Source organism: Kribbella soli, from assembly GCF_004331345.1.
GTDB classification, from domain to species: domain Bacteria; phylum Actinomycetota; class Actinomycetes; order Propionibacteriales; family Kribbellaceae; genus Kribbella; species Kribbella soli.
This window is the reverse complement of the sequence record NZ_SJJZ01000001.1, coordinates 1,421,506-1,441,543: the sequence shown is the minus strand read 5'-3', so window position 1 is coordinate 1,441,543 and position 20,038 is coordinate 1,421,506. Positions and strand designations below refer to the sequence as shown.

The following is a 20,038-nucleotide window of genomic DNA, read 5'->3' as shown; positions in this document are numbered from 1 at the left end:
CGACCCGGCTAACCTGTGGACATGAGTAAAAAGGTGGCCGTTCTCGGGGCCGGAGTGATGGGGGAGACGTTGCTGTCCGGGCTGATTCGGGCCGGATGGCGACCGGAGGACCTCATGATCACCGAGCGCCGGGAGGAACGTGCCACCGAACTGCGGGAGCGGTACGGCGTCGACGTCGTGTCGAACGTGGAGGCGGCGAAGCAGGCGGACACGCTCGTTCTGGTGGTGAAGCCGCAGGACATGCCGGATCTGCTCGCCGAGATCGCCCCGGCCGTGCAGCCGACCCAGACCGTGGTCTCGCTCGCGGCCGGTATCACCACCAGCTTCGTCGAGTCGCGGCTGCCTGAAGGCGTTGCCGTCGTCCGTGTCATGCCGAACACGCCCGCCCTGGTCGACGAGGGCATGGCAGCGATCTCCCGCGGCGCGCACTGCGACGAGAGCCACCTCGAGCTCGCCGAGAGCCTTCTCGCCGCGACCGGTCGCGTGATCCGGGTGCCGGAGAAGCAGCAGGACGCGGTGACCGCGATCTCCGGCTCCGGTCCGGCGTACCTGTTCTTCGTCGTCGAGGCGATGATCGAGGCCGGCGTCCACATGGGCCTGCCGCGCGGTACGGCGACCGAACTCGTCGTACAGACCGTGGTCGGATCCGCGAAGCTCCTGCGCGAGACCGGCGAACACCCGACCGTACTGCGGGAGCGCGTGACGTCCCCGGGCGGTACGACGGCTGCCGCGGTGCGCGAACTCGAGGACCACAAGGTCCGCGCCGCGTTCCTGTCCGCGATCGAGGCCGCCCGCAACCGTTCGCGAGACCTGGCCGCCGAGTAACACCTGTCGCTTGGGTGGCGTTATGGTTGGGCGCCGAGGTTTCCTGCCATGTTCGAGGGATATGAGTCCGCCCATGGGTAAAGGTTCGGTCGAGCCGGCGACCACGCCTGCGCAGCTTGAGGAACGCGAGGTGCCGCCGCTCCCGTGGCGAGTGCCGCTGGACCCGGCGCCGTGGTGGGCCTGGGCGCTGTTCGTGCTGCCGTTCGTCGTCGTACCGGCGTTGAACTCCTGGCTCTGGATGGGCGCCCGCGACATGCTCGCCGTCGGTCTGCTGACGATCATCGGAGCGTCGGTCGTCCGCGTCGCTGGCGGTGTCGTGCTGTACCGCGTCGAACTGTTCCCGAGCGGCCTGAAGGCCCGCACCAGCATGCTGATCCGCAGCCTCGCCTGGCAGGACGTCGGCAAGATCGAGGTCGGCGACGACAACGTCGTACTCACCCGCGGCCCGGACGAGCACGAGATCAACGGCATCCCCACGGACCGCACCGCCGAGGTCGCCGCCGTGATGGAGGCGCTGCGCGAGCAGTCCCTCGAAGTCAAGGTCCAGCGCCACCGCCCGCGCCCCGGCATCGGCACCCTGCTCGTCCTGCTCTACGTCGTCCTCTCCATCGGCGCCTTCCTGCTCCGCTGGCACATCGTCATCTGACGACCCACGGCCCTTCACCGGTAACGCGTTCGACTGAAACCCGCACGACCGTCGCTCCGGCGTACACCTGCTCGTTGCCGAACGGGAACTCGTCGCGGCCGAGGTACTTCCGCGTCAACCGGTCCATCAACACCTTGTATTGCGGAGTTCCCGGACCGTCGAGTGTCGCCGTACCCCGCACGACCAGGTACTGCGTCAGCCCCCGCGGGCTCGGACGGTCGTCCTCCACCACCAGCGTCACCCGTGGATCGCGGCGCAGGTTCCGGGTCTTGCGGTGCTTCTCCTCGACTCCGATCAGGAGGTCGTCCCCGTCCCGCCCGACCCACACCATCGCGGCGTGCGGCGATCCGTCCGGGTCGATGGTGATCAGCGTGACGTCCTTGGGCTCGTCGAAGAGCCGGTGACTGCTCTGGGGAAGGTTCATGGAGCAGACGCTAGACAGCGCCGTGGGAACCTCTGGGTACCCTGACCGCTGTGCACGGAGCAGAACCTGGCGATGTCTTCCTGGCCGATTGCCCGGCCCGTCTCGCGGTCGAGGTGATCGCGGACAAGTGGGCCGTGGTCGTGCTGTGGGGCCTCAACGACCACGCCCGCAGACACTCGGAGCTGATCGAGCTGATCGGCGGAATCTCGAAGAAGGTCCTCACCCAGACGCTCCGCCGGCTGCAGGCGAACGGCCTGGTCACGCGGGCCGACCACGGCGGCGTCCCACCCCGCGTCGAGTACGACCTGACCGACCTCGGCCGCACCCTGATGGGCCCGGTCCGCATGCTCACAGAATGGGCAGAGCAGAACGGAGACGCCGTCCTCGCAGCCCAAGAATCCCCATAACCCCCACCGCATCCTCACCGGCCCACCCCCGGCCACCCACCGCGCCCGCCGCCCAACACGACCCCCGCCGCGTCCAGGGGATAACCGGCGCTTGTGACCGGTCCGTGGGTGGTGGTTTTGCGGAACAAAAAAGCCAGCCGGTGACGAAAATGTTCCGGGAAGCGTGCGTTCGGGGTCGGGCTACGTCGGGGCAGGCGAACGTAGGGTCACGTCATGGACTTTTCTTTGTGGCCTGGGGCCTCCCGGAACTGGCAGGGCGTGCTCGAAGGTGCTGAGTACGCCGAGCGGACCGGATGGCACGGCGTGTGGATAGCTGACCATTTCATGCAGAACGGGGACGACCTGAGCGTCCCGGTCAACGAGGTGCTGGCGCTGATCGCGGGGGTCGTCGCGCGGACCGAGCGGGTTCGGGTCGGCTCGATGGTGCTCGGGAACACGTACCGGCATCCGGCCGTGGTCGCGAACGCGGCCGCGACGATCGACCAGATGGCGAACGGCCGGTTCGTGCTCGGGATCGGCGCCGGCTGGCAGGTCAACGAGCACGCGGCGTACGGCATCGAACTGCCGCCGATCGGTCCGCGCCTCAAGCGTTTCGAGGAGGCCTGTCAGGTGATCAAGGGCCTGCTCACCCAGGAGCGGACGACGTTCGACGGCAAGTACTACCAGCTCACCGACGCTCCTTGTGAGCCGAAGCCGGCCCACCTCCCGATCCTGATCGGCGCCGCGGGCGAAAAGGTTGCCCTCGGCATCGTTGCGAAGTACGCCGACGAGTGGAACCACTGGGGACGCCCGGAGCTGGCCGCGCAGAAGGGCGAGGTCTTCGCGAAGCACTGCGAGCGCGTGGGGCGCGATCCGAAGACGGTACGGCGTTCCGCGCAGACGTTCCTGGAGGTGGTCGTACCGGGGGACACCGAGGCGATCGAGCGCAAGGAGCGACTGGAGAGCCGGGGTGCGCACGTGATCATGGGATCGGCGCAGGAGGTGCTCGACGTGGTGGCGCAGTACCCGGCGGCCGGGATCGACGAACTGCTGGTGCCGGACGCGTTCCTCGGGGACGGCGACCGGCGGTTCGACGCGCTCGAACGGCTGCGTGAGGAAGTTCTAGCGAAGATCTAGGGTCGCGACCACAGGCCAATGGTCGCTGGGCACCCGCCCGTCCGGACGGTAGTGCGAGACGGCCGCGTCGGTCACGGTCCACGTCGAGGTGACGAGGATGTGGTCGATGCGGTCGTCGTCGACGGCGCCGGTGAAGTCGTGCCAGCTGCCGCCCGCGTCGATCGGTACGGCGATCCGCAGACCGGAATCCACCAGCGTCTTCACCGGGGGAGAGTCCGGCGTCGCGTTCAGGTCGCCCATCACGATCCAAGGGATCGATCCGCTGATCCAGCGCGCGATCAGCCGCGACGACTGCAGTTGCGCGACCTCGCCCGCGTGGTCGTAGTGCGTGTTGACGACGCCGACCGTCGTACCGTTGCGGTGCCGCAGCCAGACCAGGGTCGCGACCCGGGTCAGGTCGGCGTCCCACCCGATCGATCCCGGCGTGCCGGGGTCGTCGGACAGCCAGCGCGTCTCCTGCCGCTCGACCCGCCAGTCGCCGGGCCGGACCAGGACGGCCGCGTGTTCACCCGCGTTCATGCCGTCGTCCCGGCCGGCGCCGGCGATCTCGTACTTCGGGAACCGCCAGCGCAGGTACTCGAGCTGGTCGGGCAGCACTTCCTGCAGCCCGACCACGTCCGCGTCCAGCTGTTCGATCGCCGCCACCGCCGCCTTCCGCCGTACCGGCCAGGCGTTGTCGCCGTCGGGCGCGGAGGAGTTGCGGATGTTGAACGTGGCGGCGCGGATCTTCATGGAGTAGATCCTGCCAAACCCATGGCCCGGGTCGCCGCCTGGAGTCGGGGAGCGCTCGCCTCGAGCGCGCGGTCGCGTCCGTGCGCGAGCAGGTTCTCGATCGCTCCCGGGTCGGTCGTGAGGCGCGCGTACTCCTTCTGCAGCGGCTCGATGACGGCCAGGACCGCGTCCGCGACGTCCTGCTTCAGTGCGCCGTACGACGCGTAGGACTTCGCGAGCTCGACCGGATCGCCGTCGGTGCACGCCGCGAGGATCTCCAGCAGGTTCGTGATGCCCGGCTTGTTCGCCTCGTCGTGCCGGACCTCGGTGTCCGAGTCCGTCACGGCGCGCATGATCTGCCGGCGGATCACGTCCGGCGGGTCGAGCAGCCGGATCGTCCCGACCGCGTCGTCGGCGTCCGACTTGCTCATCTTCGCGGTCGGGTTCGCCAGGTCCTTCACCCGCGTCGCCAGCGCCGCCTTGTTGAGCTGCGGTACGACGAACGTCTCGCCGTACTCGCGGTTGAACCGGATCGCGATGTCCCGGGCCAGCTCGACGTGCTGGTCCTGGTCACCGCCGACCGGGACCCGTTCCGCGCCGTACAGCAGGATGTCCGCGGCCATCAGGCACGGGTACGTGAACAGCGAGGCCCGCGTCATCGGGCGGCCGTTGCCCTTCTCCTTGTACTGGATCATCCGGGACAGTTCACCGACGTACGACGTGCACTCCAGCAGGTACGCGAGCTGCGCGTGCGTGGGTACGTCGGACTGGACGAAGACCGTGCCTTCGGGGACACCGGCCGCGAGCATCAGCGTCGCGAACTCGCGGGTCAGCGTGGCGAGTCTTCGGGGATCGTGCCTGGTCGTCATCGCGTGCAGGTTCGCGACGAAGTAGAACCCGTCCGGGTCGGTGAACCGGCGGAGCGCGCCGAGGTGGTTGCCCAGCGTCAGACGGCCGGACGGGGTGATGCCGGAAAGCGAGGTCATGATGGTGCCCTTTCGGTGTGTGTGGCCCCACCGAGGACATGAAAAAGGCCGCCTCGGCGAGACGGCCCTCGTGGTTGCGTGCGAACACGCCGGGTGGACCGCCCTAGGCGGCCCACCACAGCTGCAAGTTCGTGTTCACGTCGTCAGGATACCAGCGACTGGACGATCAGCTCGTTACGGGCGTCCTGGCCCAACGGCACCGTCGGGTGGACGCCGTCGCGCAGGTAGTTGAGCAGGCGGTACGGCTTGACCCAGAGCCATTCGGCCCAGCGGATGATCTTCAGGTTCGGGTACTTCTCCTGCTGGTCGTACAGCTGCATGTTGAGCCACGAGCTGTTGCGCTGATCGGCGAGCTGCACGGTCGAGGTCACGCTCTTGCGCACGACCTGGATGTTGACCCAGTACAGCGTCCGGTTCTGGCCGACGATGCTGACCGCCCGGGCGACCTGGGCCGCGAACTTCGGCGGGTCGAAGATGTCGTTGGACCCGCTCGCCATCAGGATTCGCCGCGGCAGGCCGTACGTCGACGCCCACTGCTGCAGCGCGTCGACCGCGCCTGACGTGGGCCGGCTGGACCAGTTGTGCACGGCGAGCGGACTGCCGTCACGGCCCTGGAGCCTGATCGCCAGCGACTTGCCGTCCTGGACGGAGATGCTGTCGCCGAACATGAAGACGCCGTTGACCTGGCGGGTGTGCTGGATCTGTTCCGGCGTGGAGATCGCGCGTTGGGCGCCGGCCCAGGAGCCGAGGACGCCGGAACCGTACGGTCCGGTGGACGACGACGTCGTCACCGCGAACTCCGTGGAATCGGCCGAGGTCGTGGACGCCGGGGTGGCGGATGCGGTTTCGGTGGAGGCGGCGACCGTGGCGGCAGCCGCAGCCGCGGCTCCTACCGTAAAGATCTGCCGCCGGTTCGGTTTCATTTGCCTCACCGGAGAACTCTGGCCGCCTGCGCCCGTACTCGCAAGTCCGGATCTCACTGTCCGCAGTCGGCCGGCGGCACTATCGGGCCAGAAATTGCGGCATTTCTGGCAGACGCTGCAAATTCTGTAACGCTTTGCAGTCCGCCACCGATGAATCGACTGTTGGACCACTGACGGGCCGGCGCGACCTGGGAGGGGTGTCGCGCCGCCCGTTCGGTTTTGTACCCAGGCCTCTCGTCAGCCGGTCGCCAGTTTCTCGAGCAATGGCCCGGCGACTGCCATCAGCTCCTCGGGCGACGCGTCCAGGCCGTCCAGCCGCACCAGGTGCCGCGAGATCACCAGCCCGAGCGTGAGCGCGCCGATCACGCCGGACCGCACCAGCGCGTCGTCCCCGGACAACTGCGCCGCAACCTGCCGCTGCTGCGCTGTCATCGCGGCTCTCACCTCTTCAGCTGCTTCCGGATGGGTGAACATCGCGCGGAGTGCGGCGAGTGCCGCGGCGGGCTCGTCGGCAAGCTTCTCGGTCAGCGCGGCGACGAGTTGCTCCGCGATCTGCTCCGGCGAGCCCTCGATCGGCCCGTCCGCGGGGATCGCGGCCGCCTGCGCGAACAGCTTCTCCTTCGAGCCGAAGTACCGCATCACGAGCCCGGGATCGCTCCCGGCCCGGGTCGCGATCGCCCGGATCGTGGTCCGGTCGAAGCCCTGCTCACCGAACAGTTGCCGGGCCGCGGTCAGGATCCGGGTCTCCGTCCGCCGCCGCTGTTCCACCCTGGTCGTCACCGCCCTCAGTCTACGCATGTTGACCCAATGCCTCGGATCGGTCTACCTTTTCAGTCAACACATGTAGACCGAATGAGGAGCATCGATGATCCAGGCGATCGTGCTGGCCTTCCTGGCCGGCCTGATGGGCACCAACGGCATCCCGCACTTCGTCGCCGGCATCACCGCCCGCGAGTACCCGAACCTGACCGGCAACTCGGCCACCAACAACGCGGTCGGCGGCCTGGCCGCGTTCGCGATCGCGGGCGCCCTGCTCGCCCTGGCGCAGGTTGGCGACCATCCCGGCGCGGCGTTGGTCGCCGGCTCCCTGGGCGTCGTCGGCATGACCGTCTTCCATGCCCGGCGAGGCGCCTACCGACTGAGCACTCACTTCGGGAAACCACTTCCGAAGATCTGAAGGTTAAGGTCAAGGGCATGAGTGGTGAGGCGCTGCTGGTGTTCGACGACGGGTTGACGGCGTACGACTTCGGCCGTGGGCACCCGATGAGTCCGATCCGGGTGGAGCTGACGATCAAGCTCGCCCGGGAGTTCGGGGTCCTTGACCAGCTCAAGGTCGTGCCCGCGCCGACGGCCGACGACGCGCTGCTCGAGACCGTGCACACCGCCGAGTACGTGGCCGCGGTCAAGCGCGCGGGCGAGCACCCCGACGACGCCGATCCCGTGCACGGACTCGGTACGTCGGACACGTACTGCTTCCCGCACATGCACGAGGTCTCCGCGCGGATCGCCGGCGCCTCGGTCGAGGCCGCCCGTGCGGTGTGGGAGGGCGACGTCCTGCACGCCGCGAACGTCGCCGGCGGCCTGCATCACGCGATGCCCAACCAGGCCAGCGGTTTCTGCGTCTACAACGACCCGGCGATCGCGATCCAGTGGCTGCTCGACCACGGCGCCGAGCGGGTCGCGTACGTCGACGTGGACGTTCACCACGGGGACGGCGTACAGACTGTCTTCTACAACGACCCGCGCGTCCTGACCGTCAGCCTCCACGAGTCGCCGACCACGCTGTTCCCTGGTACCGGGAGCGCCGGCGAGACGGGCGGACCGGGCGCCGAGGGTACGTCGGTCAACGTCGCGCTCCCGCCCGGGACCGGGGATGCAGGCTGGCTGCGGGCGTTCCACGCGGTCGTCCCTGATGTCGTGAAGGCGTTCCGTCCGAGCATCCTGGTCACGCAGCACGGGTGCGACTCGCACGTCGAGGATCCGCTGGCACACCTGACGAAGACGATCGACGGGCAGCGTGCGGCGTACCTGGCGTTGCACGACCTCGCGCACGAGGTGGCCGGCGGGAAGTGGGTCGCCACGGGTGGCGGCGGGTACGCGATCATCGACGTCGTACCGCGGGCTTGGACGCATCTGCTGGCGATCGTCGCCGGCCATCCGATCGACCCCGCCACGCCGGTGCCGGAGGCCTGGCGTGAGCAGGTCCAGCTGCGATTCGGCCGGGTCGCGCCGGTGCGCATGACCGACGGCCGCGACGCGTCGTACGTCGACTGGTCGAGCGGCTACAACCCCGACACCTGGCTCGACCGCGCCATCAAGGCCACCCGCGACGCCAGCTTCCCTTTGTTAGGTCTTGATCCGAGCTACTGAGTCACACGAGTCCCCCTCTTTCCCATTCGTACCAACAGCCACTACGCTCGTCCCATGCACGGACGGAGGTGCCGGAGGGGAAGCCGGCGCACGATCCGTGCTGGAAGTGCGGTGCGCAAATGGCATCAAAGAAGTCCGGTGGTGAGCAGCCGCTCGCCGAGGTGAAGTTCCTGACCGTGGCGGAGGTCGCCACGGCCATGCGCGTGTCCAAGATGACGGTGTACCGGTTGGTGCACTCCGGTGAGCTGCCCGCGGTGCGGGTGGGTCGTTCGTTCCGGGTGTCGGAGGACGCCGTGCACGACTACCTCAAGGGCGCCTTCTTCCAGGCCGGATAACCACGAGAAGCCGGAGGGGCCGGATCCGATCAGGACCGGCCCTTCCGTCATGCCCAGGGCCGGTTCTGTGCCGGTTCTGTGCCTGTTCAGCGCTTGTTCAGTGCCCGTAGCGCCTGGGCGGCCTGTGCGACCGTCTTGTCCGGCAGTCCGGCCCACAGCTCGTGGTGGGCGGCCGAGCTCGCCTTCACGGCCTGCTCCGCCAGGCTGATTCCCTCGGAAGTCAGGCGGATCTGCGTCCCGCGCCCGTCGTCCGGATCGGACTCGCGAACGGCCAGGCCGCGACGGACCAGCTGATTCGTCACGTTGCTGGTCCCGCCCGACGACAGCAGCAGGCTCCGGACCAGGTCCGACGGCTTCTGGCGGTACGGCGTACCGGACCGGCGCAGCGAGACGAGCACGTCGAACTCGGCCATGGTCAGCTCCAGGTCGCGCAGCACCCGCCGCGTCGCCGCGTTCAGCTCGCCGGCCAGCAGCATGATCCGCTTCGTCAGCTCGCTCGTCGGATAGAGCACCTCGGGCAGCTCGTGCTCCCAGGACGAGATCAGCCTGTCCACAGGGTCGTCGGTCACGGTTGACAGCCTATCTGTCTTTGATGATAGCTTTCTGTAAAGCTTTCTACTGAGGGAGATCGACGTGAGGTTGTTGCTCAAGGGCGGGACGGTGATCGACACCTTCCCGGAGGTCGTCGTACGGCGCGACACCGACGTACTGATCGAGGACGGGCGGATCGCGGCGGTCGGGGCCGGGCTGACCGCGGACGCCGAGGTGATCGACGCGCGGGAGCGGATCGTGCTGCCCGGGTTCGTCGACACGCATCGGCACCTGTGGCAGACCGCGTTGCGCGGGATCACCGTCGACGCGGACCTCGGGGCGTACTTCGAGCGTGTGCTGGGCGCCTACGGGTCCAGGTTCCGGCCGGAAGATGTTGCGGCCGGCAACCTTGTCGGCGCGCTGGAGTGCTTGGACGCGGGCGTCACCACGGTCCAGGACTACTCCCACGTGCAGCGTTCGCCGGCGCAGGCCGACGCGGCGCTGGACGCGTTGGAACGCAGCGGCATCCGGGCCGTCTTCGGGTATGGCCCCTCGCCGCTGGGCGGTGCCGCGGTCGATGCCGGGGAGATGCGCCGGATCATGGCGCGCCGGTCCGAGCGGCTCGAGTTGGCGGTGGCGGCGATCGGGCCGGCGTACGCGCCGTTCGAGACGGTCCGCGCGGACTGGGAGTTGGCCGACTCGCTCGATGTGCCGGTGGTCGTCCACGTCAGCAGTACGCCGCAGACACCTGATCCGATCACGCGGCTACGGGACGCCGGGCTGGCGCGGCCGAACACGTTGTACGTGCACGGCAACAACCTGCCTGACTCCGAGCTGAAGGTGATCGCCGAGACCGGCGCGGCCGTTTCGGTCACGCCGACGGTCGAGGCGCGGATGCAGATGGGTCCTCAGCTGTCCGGCCGGCTCCGCGAGGCCGGGATTCCGTTCAGCCTCGGGATCGATGTCGTGACGACGGCCGGCGGCGACATGTTCCGGGCGATGCACGAGGTGCTTTCCCTTGGCTACCAGGCGTTCACGGCCGCGGAGGTGCTGCAGTTGGCGACACATGGCGGAGCCCGAGCACTCGGGTTACTCGACGTGGGATCGCTCGCCGTCGGCAACAAGGCCGACGTCGTGCTCCTCCGCAGTACGGACGTCAACCTGGCCGGCGGCCTGCACGACCCGGTCGCGACCGTGGTGACCGCAGCGCATCCGGGAAACGTCGACACAGTCCTGGTCGGAGGCACGCCGGTCAAACGCGACGGCCAACTCGTCAGCACCTCCCTCCCCGAAGCCCTGCAAGCCCTGGCCGCCTCAACCACCTACCTAGCCGCCTGACCACACCCGCCCGCCGGCCGCGCCCGCCCGCCCGAGGACGTCCTCCGCGTCCGCCCGCCAACCCGGCCGTTGCCCCGCGGGCGTCGTCGAGTCGTGGCGTTTGGCTCTGGCCTGGTTCGCCGAGTCGTGGATGGTGGCTCTTTCGGCCAGCCGATTTTCACGACTCGGCGGGGGAGTCGGCGGGGTTCAGCGGGTGAGGAGCTGGCGGATGGCGGTGGTGATCTCGGGTGGGTTTTGTTCGGCCATGAAGTGTCCGGAGGTGGTGGTTTGATGGTGGAGATCGGGTGCCCAGGGCTTCCAGCGGGCCGCGGCGTCGAAGCCGAGTGCGGAGCCCCAGTCCTGCTGGATCACCGTCACCGGCATTCGCAGCTTGTTGCCCTGGGCAAGATCATCCTCGTCGTGGGTGACGTCGACGGTCGCCGAGGCGCGGTAGTCCGCGACGATCGACGGCACCGCGTGCCGGCAGGCCTCCAGATACGCCGCCCGGACGTCGGGCGGGATCGTTGCGGGATCACTTGCCCACTGATCGAGGAAGTACCCGAAGAACTCGTCCGAGCTGGCGGCGATCATCCGCTCCGGCAACCCGACCGGCTGCGCCATCAGGTACAGGTGGAATCCAACGGCCGCGCTGGTTCCGTGCATCACGTCCCACATGTCGAGCGTCGGCAGTACGTCGAGGCACATCAGGTGCGTGACCACGTCCGGGTGGTCGAGACCAGCACGGAACGCGACCAACGCACCCCGATCGTGCCCGACCAACGCGAACTGCGAATGCCCCAACGCATCCGCCACCGCGACAACATCCGCAGCCATGCTCCGCTTCGAGTACCCCTCGTCCGGCTTGTCGCTCGCGCCGTAGCCCCGAAGATCCGGACAGATCACGGTGTGATCCACGGCCAGCTCAGCCGCGACCCGCCGCCACATCAGATGCGTCTGCGGAAACCCGTGCAACAACACCACCGGAGCACCCGAGCCGCCAACGGCAACATTCAGCACAACACCATCCGTACCCGGCACCCGCTGGTACTCAAAGCCCTCAATCTTCATGCCGCCCAGCCTCGCCGGTCCGGATGAGCATTGGATGAGCGCTACCGTGACCGAGTGGAGTTCGGGGTACTTGGGCCGGTGGTGGCTCGGGAGGGCCAGCCAGTTGAGCTGAAGGGCCCGCGGCATCGGGCCGTGTTGGCTCGGCTGATCGTGGCGCGAGGGCGGGTCGTGCCGGCGAGGGTGTTGGTCGACGACCTGTGGCCCGATCCACCGGACGGTGCGCTGAGTGCGTTGCGGACGTTCGTGGCCGCGCTCCGGCGTGCGATCGAGCCGGACCGGCCGCCGCGCACACCCGCGCAGCTGTTGGTGACATCAGGTCCCGGCTACGCCTTGAAGACTTCGAACGTCGACGCCTGGCGCTTCGAGACAGCCGTGCGGGCGTCGGGTCTGGGAGGTGGGCCGGCGGGTTCTGGGTTGCCGCCGGAGGAGCGGTTGACGGAGCTGTTGGCTGGGTTGGCGTTGTGGCGTGGGCCGGCGTACGCCGAGTTTGTGGACGAGCCGTGGGCGCTGGCCGAGCGTGCGCGACTGACCGAGTTGCGACTGCATGCGGTGGAGCGGATCGCGGAGACGCGCCTGGAGTTGGGTCTCGCGGCGGAGGCGGTGCCGGACCTCGACGCACATGTCACCGAGCATCCGTGGCGCGAGGACGCCTGGCGGTTGCTGTCCCTCGCCCTGTACCGGAGCGAGCGGCAAGGCGACGCCCTCGCCGTACTACGTAGCGCCCGGGAAACCCTGGCAGGTCAGCTCGGCCTCGACCCCGGCCCCGCACTCACCCGCTTGGAGAACGACATCCTCAACCAGGCCACGCACCTCACCCCGGCTGCCGATCCCACCCCGGGCGCGCACCTGACGTCGGGCGGGAACGTGTGGGCGGAGGCGGCTGCGGCTTATGACCGTGCTGTTGGTGGGACGCGTGCTCGGATCGAGTCGACCGTGGGTCTGCTCCGCAATCTTGCGGTTACCGGCGGCGGTGGGCTGGAGGCTGCTCGTCGGCATCGGCTCGCGGCGATCGCCGCGGCGGAGGAGCTCGGGGATCCCGACCTGACCGCCCGCGTGATCGGCGCGTACGACGTACCGGCGATCTGGACCCGCTCTGATGACGAAGCGCAGGCGGCTGCCATCGTGGCCGCCGCCGAGCGCGTGCTGCCGACCCAGGACCACGCGAGTATCCGTGCACGACTGCTCGCCACGATCGCGCTCGAGTCCCGAGGCTCCCGTGCGCCACGAGCACGCGAGGCAGCGCTCGAGGCCGAGCAACTCGCCCGTGGCCTCGACGATCCCGCGCTGCTGGCGTTCACGTTGAACGGCGTCTTCATGCAGACCTGCTACCGCGCCGGCCTCGCGCCAGAACGGGACGCGATCGGCTCCGAACTCGTCACGCTCTCGCAGCGCCACAACCTCTTTGCCTACGAGGTTCTCGGCCACCTGATCCGACTGCAATCCGCCTGCGCACGAGCCGACCACACCGCCGCCGACGAGCACGCCGCCGCCGCCGACGCGTTGGCCGCCCGGCACGAGCTCCCGCTCGTCGCCGTCTTCACCCGCTGGTACGCCGCCCTCCGCGACGACACCCCCGAGTCGTATCGCGCCGCAGCCGCCCTGCTCGACGACGCGGGCATGCCCGGACTAAGCGCCGGCCTCCTCCCGCTGGCGTTGGCCGCGCACGCCGTACGCCATGGCGAACCGATCCCGACCGCTGACTACGGCCCGCATGCCCCGTGGGTGCACGGATCGCCGGATCCGCCGCCCGGCCTGCTGTTCGAGGCGTACTGGGCCCTCACCGCCCACAACACACAGGACCCCGAGCTGCGGGCGAAGGCACAAGCCGCGCTCGCGCCGGCAGCCAACGAACACGCAGCCGGCAGCGGTCTACTCACCCTCGGCCCGATCGCCGACTACCTGCGCTAAAGGTCGTCCGGAGAACCGCTCTCGGACTTCCGGTCGGCCTGCTGCCGCAACTCGTGGTGCGACTGGTGTGCCGTCGTCCGGTACGCCTCTTCGTACGCCGCGAGAGCGCCGGCCATCCCGGACCCGCGACCGTGGCGCCTCGCCCACGAGGCGAACCAGGTCAGCCCCGCGAGCACTACGGCGAGTCCAGCGAGAAACAGCACATAGGCCATTTCTCCACGCTACCTCGCAGTCCCAGCCGACTCCCAGGAATCTGGCAGGACTGTCGCAGACCGCGCGATCAGGATGGAATCACCAACCTGAAGGAGGCTTCCGATGCCGATCCGAATCGTCAAGACCGTTGCCGTAGGCACCATTGCGACCCTCGGCCTGGCCGCCGTCGCCTTCACTCCCGCCGCCTACGCGAGCACCACCACGAAGACCGCCACGCCGCACCTGGCCGTCCTCACCAAGCCGGTCGTCCCGGTCGCCGTCCGCAAAGCTGCCTGAGATGCTGCCTGAGATGCTGACTGCATGACAGCACGAGTGGTCGCCGACGGGCTGGTGCTACGCGCCTGGGAGCCGGCGGACGTGCCGGCGATGGTCGAATTGTTCGACGACCCAGACGTGGCGTACTGGACGCCGCTGAAGTCCCCCTTCGACCTCGCCGTCGCGACGGAGTACGTCGAGAACGCGCGCCAGGCGAAGGACAGGCTCCAGTTGGCGATCACCACGGACGGTGTGCAGCCACTCGGCGAGGTCATGCTCAACCTCACAACGGGTTCGCTCGGGTATGCGATCGGACCGGCGCACCGCGGCCAGCGTCTCGGAGCGCGGGCGCTGAAGCTGTTGACTGCCTACGCGCACGAAACGGCCGGCCTGCCGCGGGTGATTCTCGAGATCGAGCCGGACAACGCAGCGAGCTCCGCGGTGGCGCAGGCGGCTGGCTACCGCCTGACCGACCTGCCGCCGGAGCAGGTGGTGGACAAAGGACGCGAACTGACCCTGTTCACCTGGGAACACCTCGCCTGGTAAAGGAACCTCCGACAACCTCAGGCTGGGCGGCGGGCGCGGAAGGCCAAGGCGTGGGGGATGTCGTGACCTGCAGGTTCTTCGAATCGCTCCGTGACCAGACCGCTCCTGATGATGACGTTCAGGTACTCGGCCAGGGTGAGGTGGGACATGCCGATCCGACGGCGAATCCCGTCCTCACTCCACCACGGCGAGTCGGTGTGCCAACCCGACTGACGGTACGTCGGGTGCACCGTCCGGCGACCGTCCTCTTCATAGACGACATGCGGGCCGTTGAAGCACGGGTGCACGCCGTACGCGACCAGCACACCGCCGGGCCGCAGTACCCGCGCCGCCTCCGACAGGACCGCGCCGAAGTCGTCCACATCCGTGGAGATCCACAGCGTGATCGCGGTGTCGAAGGACGCGTCGGCGAACGGAAGGACCGCCGCGTCACCGTGCAGCAATGGGCCGCTGGTGCGCATCCGAGCGCGGCGCAGTTGATCGATCGAGAAGTCCAGCCCGACCGGGGTGCGCCCGCTGGCCCTGATGGACTCGAAGTTCCGTCCGGTGCCGCAGCCGATGTCCAGACAAGGGCCGGAACCGGGGCCGAGCAACTCGAGCAGACCGGGCTGGTGTGGCTCCGCATCCTCCACGAATCGTTCGTCGTACCACTGCGCCAGACCGTCGTACCGAGCCCGCATCCAGCCTCCCCAGGTAGGGTCCCAGTCTACTGGTGCAGCCTCCTTTAGGTCGGGACAGTGACCTACGGGTAAGCTTTGCCGACGTTCTCTTTGAGTTTGGATGGTCCGACGTGGGTTCCGTAATCAAGAAGCGCCGTAAGCGTATGGCGAAGAAGAAGCACCGCAAGCTGCTGAAGAAGACGCGGGTGCAGCGCCGCAAGCTCGGCAAGTAGTCCGTTCTGCCGCGCCCGGTCCGGCTGGGGGTTGCTCGTGGCACAGGTGGTGATGGTGACCGGCGTCTCGAGGGACGCCGGTGCTCGCTGTGCCCGCAGACTGGCTGAGGACCCGTCGATCGGCACTGTTCTCGGTGTCGATGTGGTTCCGCCGCGTGCGGAGCTCGGGCGGGTCCGGTTCGTCCGGGCCGATATTCGTAACCCGGTGATCGCCAAGGTGATCGCCGCTGAGGACGTGGACACGGTCGTCCACACCGGCGTCGTCGCCACTCCCGGCAGCGCCGGTGGCCGGTCGTCGATGAAGGAGATCAACGTCATCGGCACCATGCAGCTGCTCGCCGCCTGCCAGAAGGCGCCCGGCGTGGCCAAGCTGGTGGTGAAGTCGTCCACCACGGTGTACGGCGCGGGCGCGCGGGACCCGGCGATGTTCACCGAGGAGATGGCGCCGCGGGCGATCCATCACCACGGACTGAGCAAGGACGCGGTCGAGGTCGAGGGCTACGTGCGGGGCTTCGCCCGGCGTCGCCCCGACGTCTGCGTCAGCACACTCCGGATGGCGAACTGGATCGGTCCCAAGACCGATTCCCCGATCACGCGCTACTTCGCGATGCCGGTCGTCCCGACGGTGTTCGGGTACGACGCCCGCCTGCAGTTCCTGCACGAGGACGACGGCGTCGAGGCGATCCACCACGCGACCGTGAACGACCTCCCCGGGACCTTCAACCTGGCCGGTGACGGCGTGCTCTCGCTGTCCCAGGCGATCCGCCGCCTCGGGCGGCCGACGCTGCGGCTGCCTTCGTTCACCGCGTCCAGCACCGCGGCCGCCGTACGGCGAGCCCGGCTGGCGGACTTCTCACCGGACCAGATCACCTTCCTGACCTACGGTCGGGGTGTGGACACGACGCGGATGCGGACCGAGTTCGGATTCGAGCCGAAGTACTCGACCGCGGAGGCGTTCGACGACTTCCGGCGATCGCTCGGGACCGGCGCGATGAGCCGGGTGTCCAGCTTGCTCTCCGCGGGCCTGGGGGCGTTGCGTGGCTGACGCGGACGTGATCCCGATCGGTTCCGGCGGCCGACCGGGCCGGGGGAGCGGACGTCGTACGACGCCCTCGGCCGCGGCTCGCGCTCTCGCGGGACCGGGCGGTCGCGGGAAGAAGAAGGGCCGCGGCGACGAGGGAGCAGACACCGGCGCCGAACGTTCTGCGGCGGGCCGGCGGGCTGGCGAGACGCCGGTCGAGCCGGTTGGCGCCGTACCGGATGTTGATGGGCCCGAGGCGCCTGCTGCTTTCGACTTCGCGGGGCTCGAGACGGCGGTTCGAGGGCTGTTCGGGGAGGACGGGGAGCGGCGGGTTGCCGAGTGGCTGGCGTTCCTGCGCCGGCGGTTGACCGGAGAGTACGAGCTCGACGAGTTCGGGTACGACTCCGACCTGACCGACCAGGTGCTGCTGCCGATGCTGCGTCCGATGGTGGAGAAGTGGTTCCGGGTCGAGGTCCGCGGGATCGAGAACATCCCGACCGACGGCAGCGCCCTGATCGTCGCGAACCACTCCGGCACCATGCCGCTCGACGGGCTCGTCACCCAGGTGGTCGTCGCGGACCACACCGGCCGGCCGCTGCGCACGCTCGCCGCGGACCTGGTGTTCCAGACGCCGTTCGTCGGTGAACTGTCCCGCAAGGGCGGTGCGACGCTCGCGAACAACGACGACGCCGAGCGGCTGCTTCGGCAGGGAAACCTGGTCGGTGTCTGGCCGGAGGGTTTCAAGGGGCTCGGGAAGCCGTTCGCCGAGCGGTACAAGCTGCAGCGCTTCGGGCGCGGCGGGTTCGTCAGCGCGGCGATGCGGACCGGCGTACCGATCGTGCCGTGCTCGATCGTGGGCGCCGAGGAGATCTATCCGCTGGTCGGCAACATCGCGTCGCTGGCGCGGTTGCTGGGCGTCCCGTACATCCCGATCACGCCGTTCTTCCCGCTGCTGGGGCCGCTCGGCCTGATCCCGCTGCCGTCCAAGTGGCTGATCGAGTTCGGCGAACCGATCCGCACCGACGACTTCCCCGACGGCGCCGCCGACGACCCGATGCTGGTCTTCAACGTCACCGACCAGGTCCGCGAAACCATCCAGCAGACCCTCTACACCCTCCTCATGCAACGCCGCAGCGTCTTCTTCTAACGCCCCACCCGCGCCCGGTTCCTCACCCACCTCCCGCTCCGCGCAGCACCTCCCGCTCCGCGCAGCACCTCCCGCTCCGCGCAGCACCTCCCGCTCCGCGCTGGTCCCGTGGCCCAACTACCGTTCCACCCGTAGGAGCAGAAGAGGGGATATCCCCTCCTGTTGTGGGTTCTTCGTTGGTACACGAGGGGAGAACCCACAACACGAGGGGATATCCCCTCGAATGCAGCACGCCGGCGGGGTGGGCAAACGGTGCGGGGCGGGGAGCGGAGTACGCCGGCGGTGTGCGCGGGGCGGGGAGGCGGTGCCCGCGGAGCGGGAGGCGGTGCGCCCGGCCGGAGGTGATGTGGCCAGGGGCGGATGACTCAGCTCCCGGGGCGTGGTGCTTGTGCCGGGGGGAGACGACGCAGCCCCCCGGCGCGTGGTGCTTGTGCCAGGGGCGGACGACGCAGCCCCCGGCACCTGTTGCTTGTGCCGGGGGCTGCGGGGTGCTCGGGGTCCTGCTACTTCCAGGGTGGGAAGAGGGTTTGGATGACTCCGGGCAGGTTGATCAGTGGTGTGGTCGGGAACGGCCACGGCCAGGACGGCGTGGTCGGGGTCAGTGAAGGCAGCACGGTGGGCGTCGCAATCGGCGAGTTTGACGACGACGGCACAGGTGGCGTCTTCAGGCTGGTCGGAGGCGGAGCGGTGGACTCCACGATGGTCGTGTTCGGCAGCTTGGTCGGCACGGTGCTCGGCTGCAGCGTGGTCGAGTCGACCGGTGTCGGAACTGTTGTTGCCGACGCCTTGGGGCTCGACGACGCCTTGACCGGGTTGCTCGACTCGGGGCTGGTGCCGGGGGTGGTGCGGTTCGGCTGGTTGTTGTTGGTGCCGGTGCTCGGCGAGCCAGACGGCTTCGGTGCCGCACACTTCGGGCATGCCGCCGAGGTGTGCTGCGCCAGCTGCTCGATCGTGGCGAGTGCCTCGACCCCGGACTTCAGCGACTCCGGCGGGAGTTTCGGCGCGAGCTCGACCAAAGCCTGGCGGGCGCTGGTGATGAACGCCGTGATCGCGGTGATCGAACTCTCGTCGTTGTCCTGCTGGTACGACGCGACCAGTCGGGACACGCCCTTGCGGGACTGTGCCGAGAAGTCGTCCAGTGTCGCGTTGATCGTGCCCACCGAGCCGCCGTTACCGGCCAGCTCCTGGACTTCGGACAATCGGGTCATCGCGTGCTCGAGATCGCGCCGGCCGCGGGAGTCGTCGCCGACTCCGACGTTGGTCGCCACGTTCTCGATGCTGCGCTTCATTCCGTACAACGTGTCGCCGGGCATGGCCTGCTGAGCGGCGGCAGCGGAACCGATGCCACCTCCGAGCAGCACCAGCGCGGCGGTGCTGGCCACGAGCCGGATCCTCCGGCCCTGGCGACGACGGATATCTGTCACGGACGCGCCAACGTCCTCGCTACCCGGCGGGTCGTCCGAGTCGTCTGGTGCGGTGTGCACCGTCAACGGAGTCGCAGTGGTCGCCGCGCGCGCCGCCGCCTGCTCCAACAGGCGGTGCCGCAGCTCGGCACTGAACTCCGGTCGCGGTGCAACTGCGCCGGCGGTCCTCAGCCGTCCGACCAGTTCCACAGCTTCCAGTAACTCGGGGTCGTCGCCCAGTCGCGTGGAGTGACGGGGCCCGTGATCGACGGCGTGCGCGAATGCCTCCGCGCGCGCTCGAGCCCTGTGCAGGTCACTCATGAGTTCTCGTTCTCCTCAATGGCCAGTCGGGGTCACCGACAGGTCCTCACCAGGCAAACGAGGTAACTCCCTGACGGGTTACGAAAGACGTTCGTTGTCATCCGCCTCATCTCAAGTCCTTGGGGATAACCTTCGCCAAGTGCCGTACGGCCCTTAGTTGGAGTTGCTTGACGGCGCCCTCGGATTTCTCCAGCGCCTTGGCCGTCTCGGCGATCGACAGACCGGCGAAGAACCGCATCGTCAGGCAGTCGCGCTGCTCGTCGGGCAGGCCGGCGACCGCGTCCCGGAGTACCTCGGCGGTGGCCGCGGCCAGCACGTCGATCTCCGGGCCTTCGGTCTGCCGGTCGTGGGTCTCGATCTCGTCGGTGACCACCTCGAGCCGGACCCGGCCCGACTTGTAGTGGTCGGTGATCAGGTTCCGGGCGATCGTCACCAGCCAGGCGCCGAAGTCCCGGCCCTGCCAACGGAACGAGTCCAGCGCGCGGAGCGCCCGGACGAAGGTCTCGCTGGTCAGGTCCTCGGCGAGTGCCGAGGACGACACCCGTGCGTAGATGTAGCGATAGACGGTGAGCGAGTACTCGTCGTACAGCTCACCGAAGGCACCGACGTCCCCGGCCTGGGCGCGATCGACGAGCTCTGCACGTCTCATCCCGTCCGGGCTTGGCTCCGGCGT

The 20,038-nt window shown here is 68.8% G+C and carries 25 protein-coding genes; 14 read left to right on the top strand and 11 right to left on the bottom strand.

What is annotated here, in order from left to right; genetic code table 11:
- The first annotated feature begins 21 nt into the window (after positions 1–21).
- Both proC and E0H45_RS07200 read left to right on the top strand, forming a co-directional pair.
- Positions 22–825: a pyrroline-5-carboxylate reductase gene (gene proC, locus E0H45_RS07205; protein WP_131335453.1), complete on the top strand. Its 804-nt coding sequence runs from the start codon at positions 22–24 to the stop codon at positions 823–825.
- Positions 826–898: 73 nt separating this feature from the next.
- Positions 899–1,471 carry a hypothetical protein gene (locus tag E0H45_RS07200; protein ID WP_238154840.1) on the top strand — a complete coding sequence of 191 codons (573 nt, stop codon included), beginning with the start codon at positions 899–901 and terminating at the stop codon, positions 1,469–1,471.
- Here E0H45_RS07200 and E0H45_RS07195 read toward each other — a convergent pair.
- Positions 1,464–1,895 carry a PPOX class F420-dependent oxidoreductase gene (locus E0H45_RS07195; protein WP_131335451.1) on the bottom strand — a complete coding sequence of 144 codons (432 nt, stop codon included), beginning with the start codon at positions 1,893–1,895 and terminating at the stop codon, positions 1,464–1,466. The genes E0H45_RS07200 and E0H45_RS07195 overlap by 8 nt on opposite strands.
- A gap of 50 nt (positions 1,896–1,945) precedes the next feature.
- On the opposite strand from E0H45_RS07195, the gene E0H45_RS07190 reads away from it, so the two are divergent.
- Both E0H45_RS07190 and E0H45_RS07185 read left to right on the top strand, forming a co-directional pair.
- Complete coding sequence (locus tag E0H45_RS07190) at positions 1,946–2,302, top strand: winged helix-turn-helix transcriptional regulator (RefSeq protein WP_131335450.1); 357 nt, start codon at positions 1,946–1,948, stop codon at positions 2,300–2,302.
- A 213-nt stretch (positions 2,303–2,515) separates the two neighbouring features.
- Positions 2,516–3,418: a TIGR03560 family F420-dependent LLM class oxidoreductase gene (locus E0H45_RS07185; RefSeq protein WP_131335449.1), complete on the top strand. Its 903-nt coding sequence runs from the start codon at positions 2,516–2,518 to the stop codon at positions 3,416–3,418.
- Here E0H45_RS07185 and E0H45_RS07180 read toward each other — a convergent pair.
- The 4 genes from E0H45_RS07180 to E0H45_RS07160 form a co-directional block, all read right to left on the bottom strand.
- Positions 3,404–4,150 (bottom strand): endonuclease/exonuclease/phosphatase family protein, encoded by a 747-nt coding sequence (locus tag E0H45_RS07180; protein ID WP_131335448.1) that lies wholly within the window; start codon positions 4,148–4,150, stop codon positions 3,404–3,406. The genes E0H45_RS07185 and E0H45_RS07180 overlap by 15 nt on opposite strands.
- Entirely contained in the window at positions 4,147–5,115 is a 969-nt protein-coding gene (trpS, locus tag E0H45_RS07175) for a tryptophan--tRNA ligase (protein WP_131335447.1), read from the bottom strand. Before trpS ends, E0H45_RS07180 begins: the two co-directional genes overlap by 4 nt.
- Before the next feature lie 143 nt (positions 5,116–5,258).
- Positions 5,259–6,038: an SGNH/GDSL hydrolase family protein gene (locus E0H45_RS07170; protein ID WP_202872307.1), complete on the bottom strand. Its 780-nt coding sequence runs from the start codon at positions 6,036–6,038 to the stop codon at positions 5,259–5,261.
- Between the two features lie 237 nt (positions 6,039–6,275).
- A complete protein-coding gene (locus E0H45_RS07160; RefSeq protein WP_202872218.1) occupies positions 6,276–6,818 on the bottom strand; it encodes a TetR/AcrR family transcriptional regulator in 543 nt (180 codons plus the stop codon).
- Positions 6,819–6,903: 85 nt separating this feature from the next.
- Here E0H45_RS07160 and E0H45_RS07155 point away from each other — a divergent pair, with 85 nt between their 5' ends.
- The 3 genes from E0H45_RS07155 (at position 6,904) to E0H45_RS07145 (ending at position 8,743) form a co-directional block, all read left to right on the top strand.
- On the top strand, positions 6,904–7,215 hold the full coding sequence (locus tag E0H45_RS07155) for a hypothetical protein (RefSeq protein ID WP_131335443.1): 312 nt from the start codon (positions 6,904–6,906) through the stop codon (positions 7,213–7,215).
- A gap of 17 nt (positions 7,216–7,232) precedes the next feature.
- Positions 7,233–8,408 carry an acetoin utilization protein AcuC gene (locus E0H45_RS07150; protein ID WP_131335442.1) on the top strand — a complete coding sequence of 392 codons (1,176 nt, stop codon included), beginning with the start codon at positions 7,233–7,235 and terminating at the stop codon, positions 8,406–8,408.
- Positions 8,409–8,527: 119 nt separating this feature from the next.
- The gene (locus E0H45_RS07145; RefSeq protein ID WP_012923942.1) at positions 8,528–8,743 is read left to right on the top strand and encodes a helix-turn-helix domain-containing protein; all 216 of its coding nucleotides are present in this window, start codon (positions 8,528–8,530) and stop codon (positions 8,741–8,743) included.
- Between the two features lie 86 nt (positions 8,744–8,829).
- Here the strand turns inward: E0H45_RS07145 and E0H45_RS07140 are convergent, their stop codons facing one another.
- Positions 8,830–9,312 carry a MarR family winged helix-turn-helix transcriptional regulator gene (locus tag E0H45_RS07140; RefSeq protein WP_131335441.1) on the bottom strand — a complete coding sequence of 161 codons (483 nt, stop codon included), beginning with the start codon at positions 9,310–9,312 and terminating at the stop codon, positions 8,830–8,832.
- A 64-nt stretch (positions 9,313–9,376) separates the two neighbouring features.
- Between E0H45_RS07140 and E0H45_RS07135 the strand changes: the two genes are divergently transcribed.
- Complete coding sequence (locus tag E0H45_RS07135; protein ID WP_238154839.1) at positions 9,377–10,612, top strand: amidohydrolase family protein; 1,236 nt, start codon at positions 9,377–9,379, stop codon at positions 10,610–10,612.
- Positions 10,613–10,798: 186 nt separating this feature from the next.
- Here E0H45_RS07135 and E0H45_RS07130 read toward each other — a convergent pair whose 3' ends face one another.
- The gene (locus E0H45_RS07130; RefSeq protein WP_131335440.1) at positions 10,799–11,659 is read right to left on the bottom strand and encodes an alpha/beta fold hydrolase; all 861 of its coding nucleotides are present in this window, start codon (positions 11,657–11,659) and stop codon (positions 10,799–10,801) included.
- Positions 11,660–11,713: 54 nt separating this feature from the next.
- Here E0H45_RS07130 and E0H45_RS07125 point away from each other — a divergent pair, with 54 nt between their 5' ends.
- Positions 11,714–13,567: an AfsR/SARP family transcriptional regulator gene (locus E0H45_RS07125; RefSeq protein ID WP_131335439.1), complete on the top strand. Its 1,854-nt coding sequence runs from the start codon at positions 11,714–11,716 to the stop codon at positions 13,565–13,567.
- Here E0H45_RS07125 and E0H45_RS07120 read toward each other — a convergent pair.
- Positions 13,564–13,779, bottom strand: coding sequence for a hypothetical protein (locus tag E0H45_RS07120; RefSeq protein ID WP_131335438.1), 216 nt, complete (start codon positions 13,777–13,779; stop codon positions 13,564–13,566). The two genes, E0H45_RS07125 and E0H45_RS07120, sit on opposite strands and share 4 nt — an antisense overlap.
- A gap of 103 nt (positions 13,780–13,882) precedes the next feature.
- Here E0H45_RS07120 and E0H45_RS42365 point away from each other — a divergent pair, with 103 nt between their 5' ends.
- Entirely contained in the window at positions 13,883–14,056 is a 174-nt protein-coding gene (locus tag E0H45_RS42365; RefSeq protein ID WP_165546374.1) for a hypothetical protein, read from the top strand.
- 24 nt (positions 14,057–14,080) lie between these two features.
- Positions 14,081–14,581: a GNAT family N-acetyltransferase gene (locus E0H45_RS07115; protein ID WP_131335437.1), complete on the top strand. Its 501-nt coding sequence runs from the start codon at positions 14,081–14,083 to the stop codon at positions 14,579–14,581.
- 17 nt (positions 14,582–14,598) lie between these two features.
- Here the strand turns inward: E0H45_RS07115 and E0H45_RS07110 are convergent, their stop codons facing one another.
- A complete protein-coding gene (locus E0H45_RS07110; RefSeq protein ID WP_131335436.1) occupies positions 14,599–15,261 on the bottom strand; it encodes a class I SAM-dependent methyltransferase in 663 nt (220 codons plus the stop codon).
- 110 nt (positions 15,262–15,371) lie between these two features.
- On the opposite strand from E0H45_RS07110, the gene E0H45_RS07105 reads away from it, so the two are divergent.
- From E0H45_RS07105 to E0H45_RS07095, 3 genes are read left to right on the top strand one after another with little or no spacing between them, the layout of a single operon-like run.
- Positions 15,372–15,473 (top strand): 30S ribosomal protein bS22, encoded by a 102-nt coding sequence (locus E0H45_RS07105; protein ID WP_008356322.1) that lies wholly within the window; start codon positions 15,372–15,374, stop codon positions 15,471–15,473.
- Between the two features lie 52 nt (positions 15,474–15,525).
- The gene (locus tag E0H45_RS07100) at positions 15,526–16,518 is read left to right on the top strand and encodes an NAD-dependent epimerase/dehydratase family protein (RefSeq protein WP_131337682.1); all 993 of its coding nucleotides are present in this window, start codon (positions 15,526–15,528) and stop codon (positions 16,516–16,518) included.
- Complete coding sequence (locus E0H45_RS07095; protein WP_131335435.1) at positions 16,511–17,641, top strand: lysophospholipid acyltransferase family protein; 1,131 nt, start codon at positions 16,511–16,513, stop codon at positions 17,639–17,641. The genes E0H45_RS07100 and E0H45_RS07095 overlap by 8 nt, the downstream gene beginning before the upstream one ends.
- A 503-nt stretch (positions 17,642–18,144) precedes the next feature.
- On the opposite strand, the gene E0H45_RS07090 is transcribed toward E0H45_RS07095, so the two are convergent.
- Positions 18,145–19,365 (bottom strand): DUF5667 domain-containing protein, encoded by a 1,221-nt coding sequence (locus tag E0H45_RS07090; protein ID WP_131335434.1) that lies wholly within the window; start codon positions 19,363–19,365, stop codon positions 18,145–18,147.
- Between the two features lie 106 nt (positions 19,366–19,471).
- Positions 19,472–20,014, bottom strand: coding sequence for a sigma-70 family RNA polymerase sigma factor (locus E0H45_RS07085; RefSeq protein ID WP_130384882.1), 543 nt, complete (start codon positions 20,012–20,014; stop codon positions 19,472–19,474).
- Positions 20,015–20,038 lie beyond the last annotated feature (24 nt).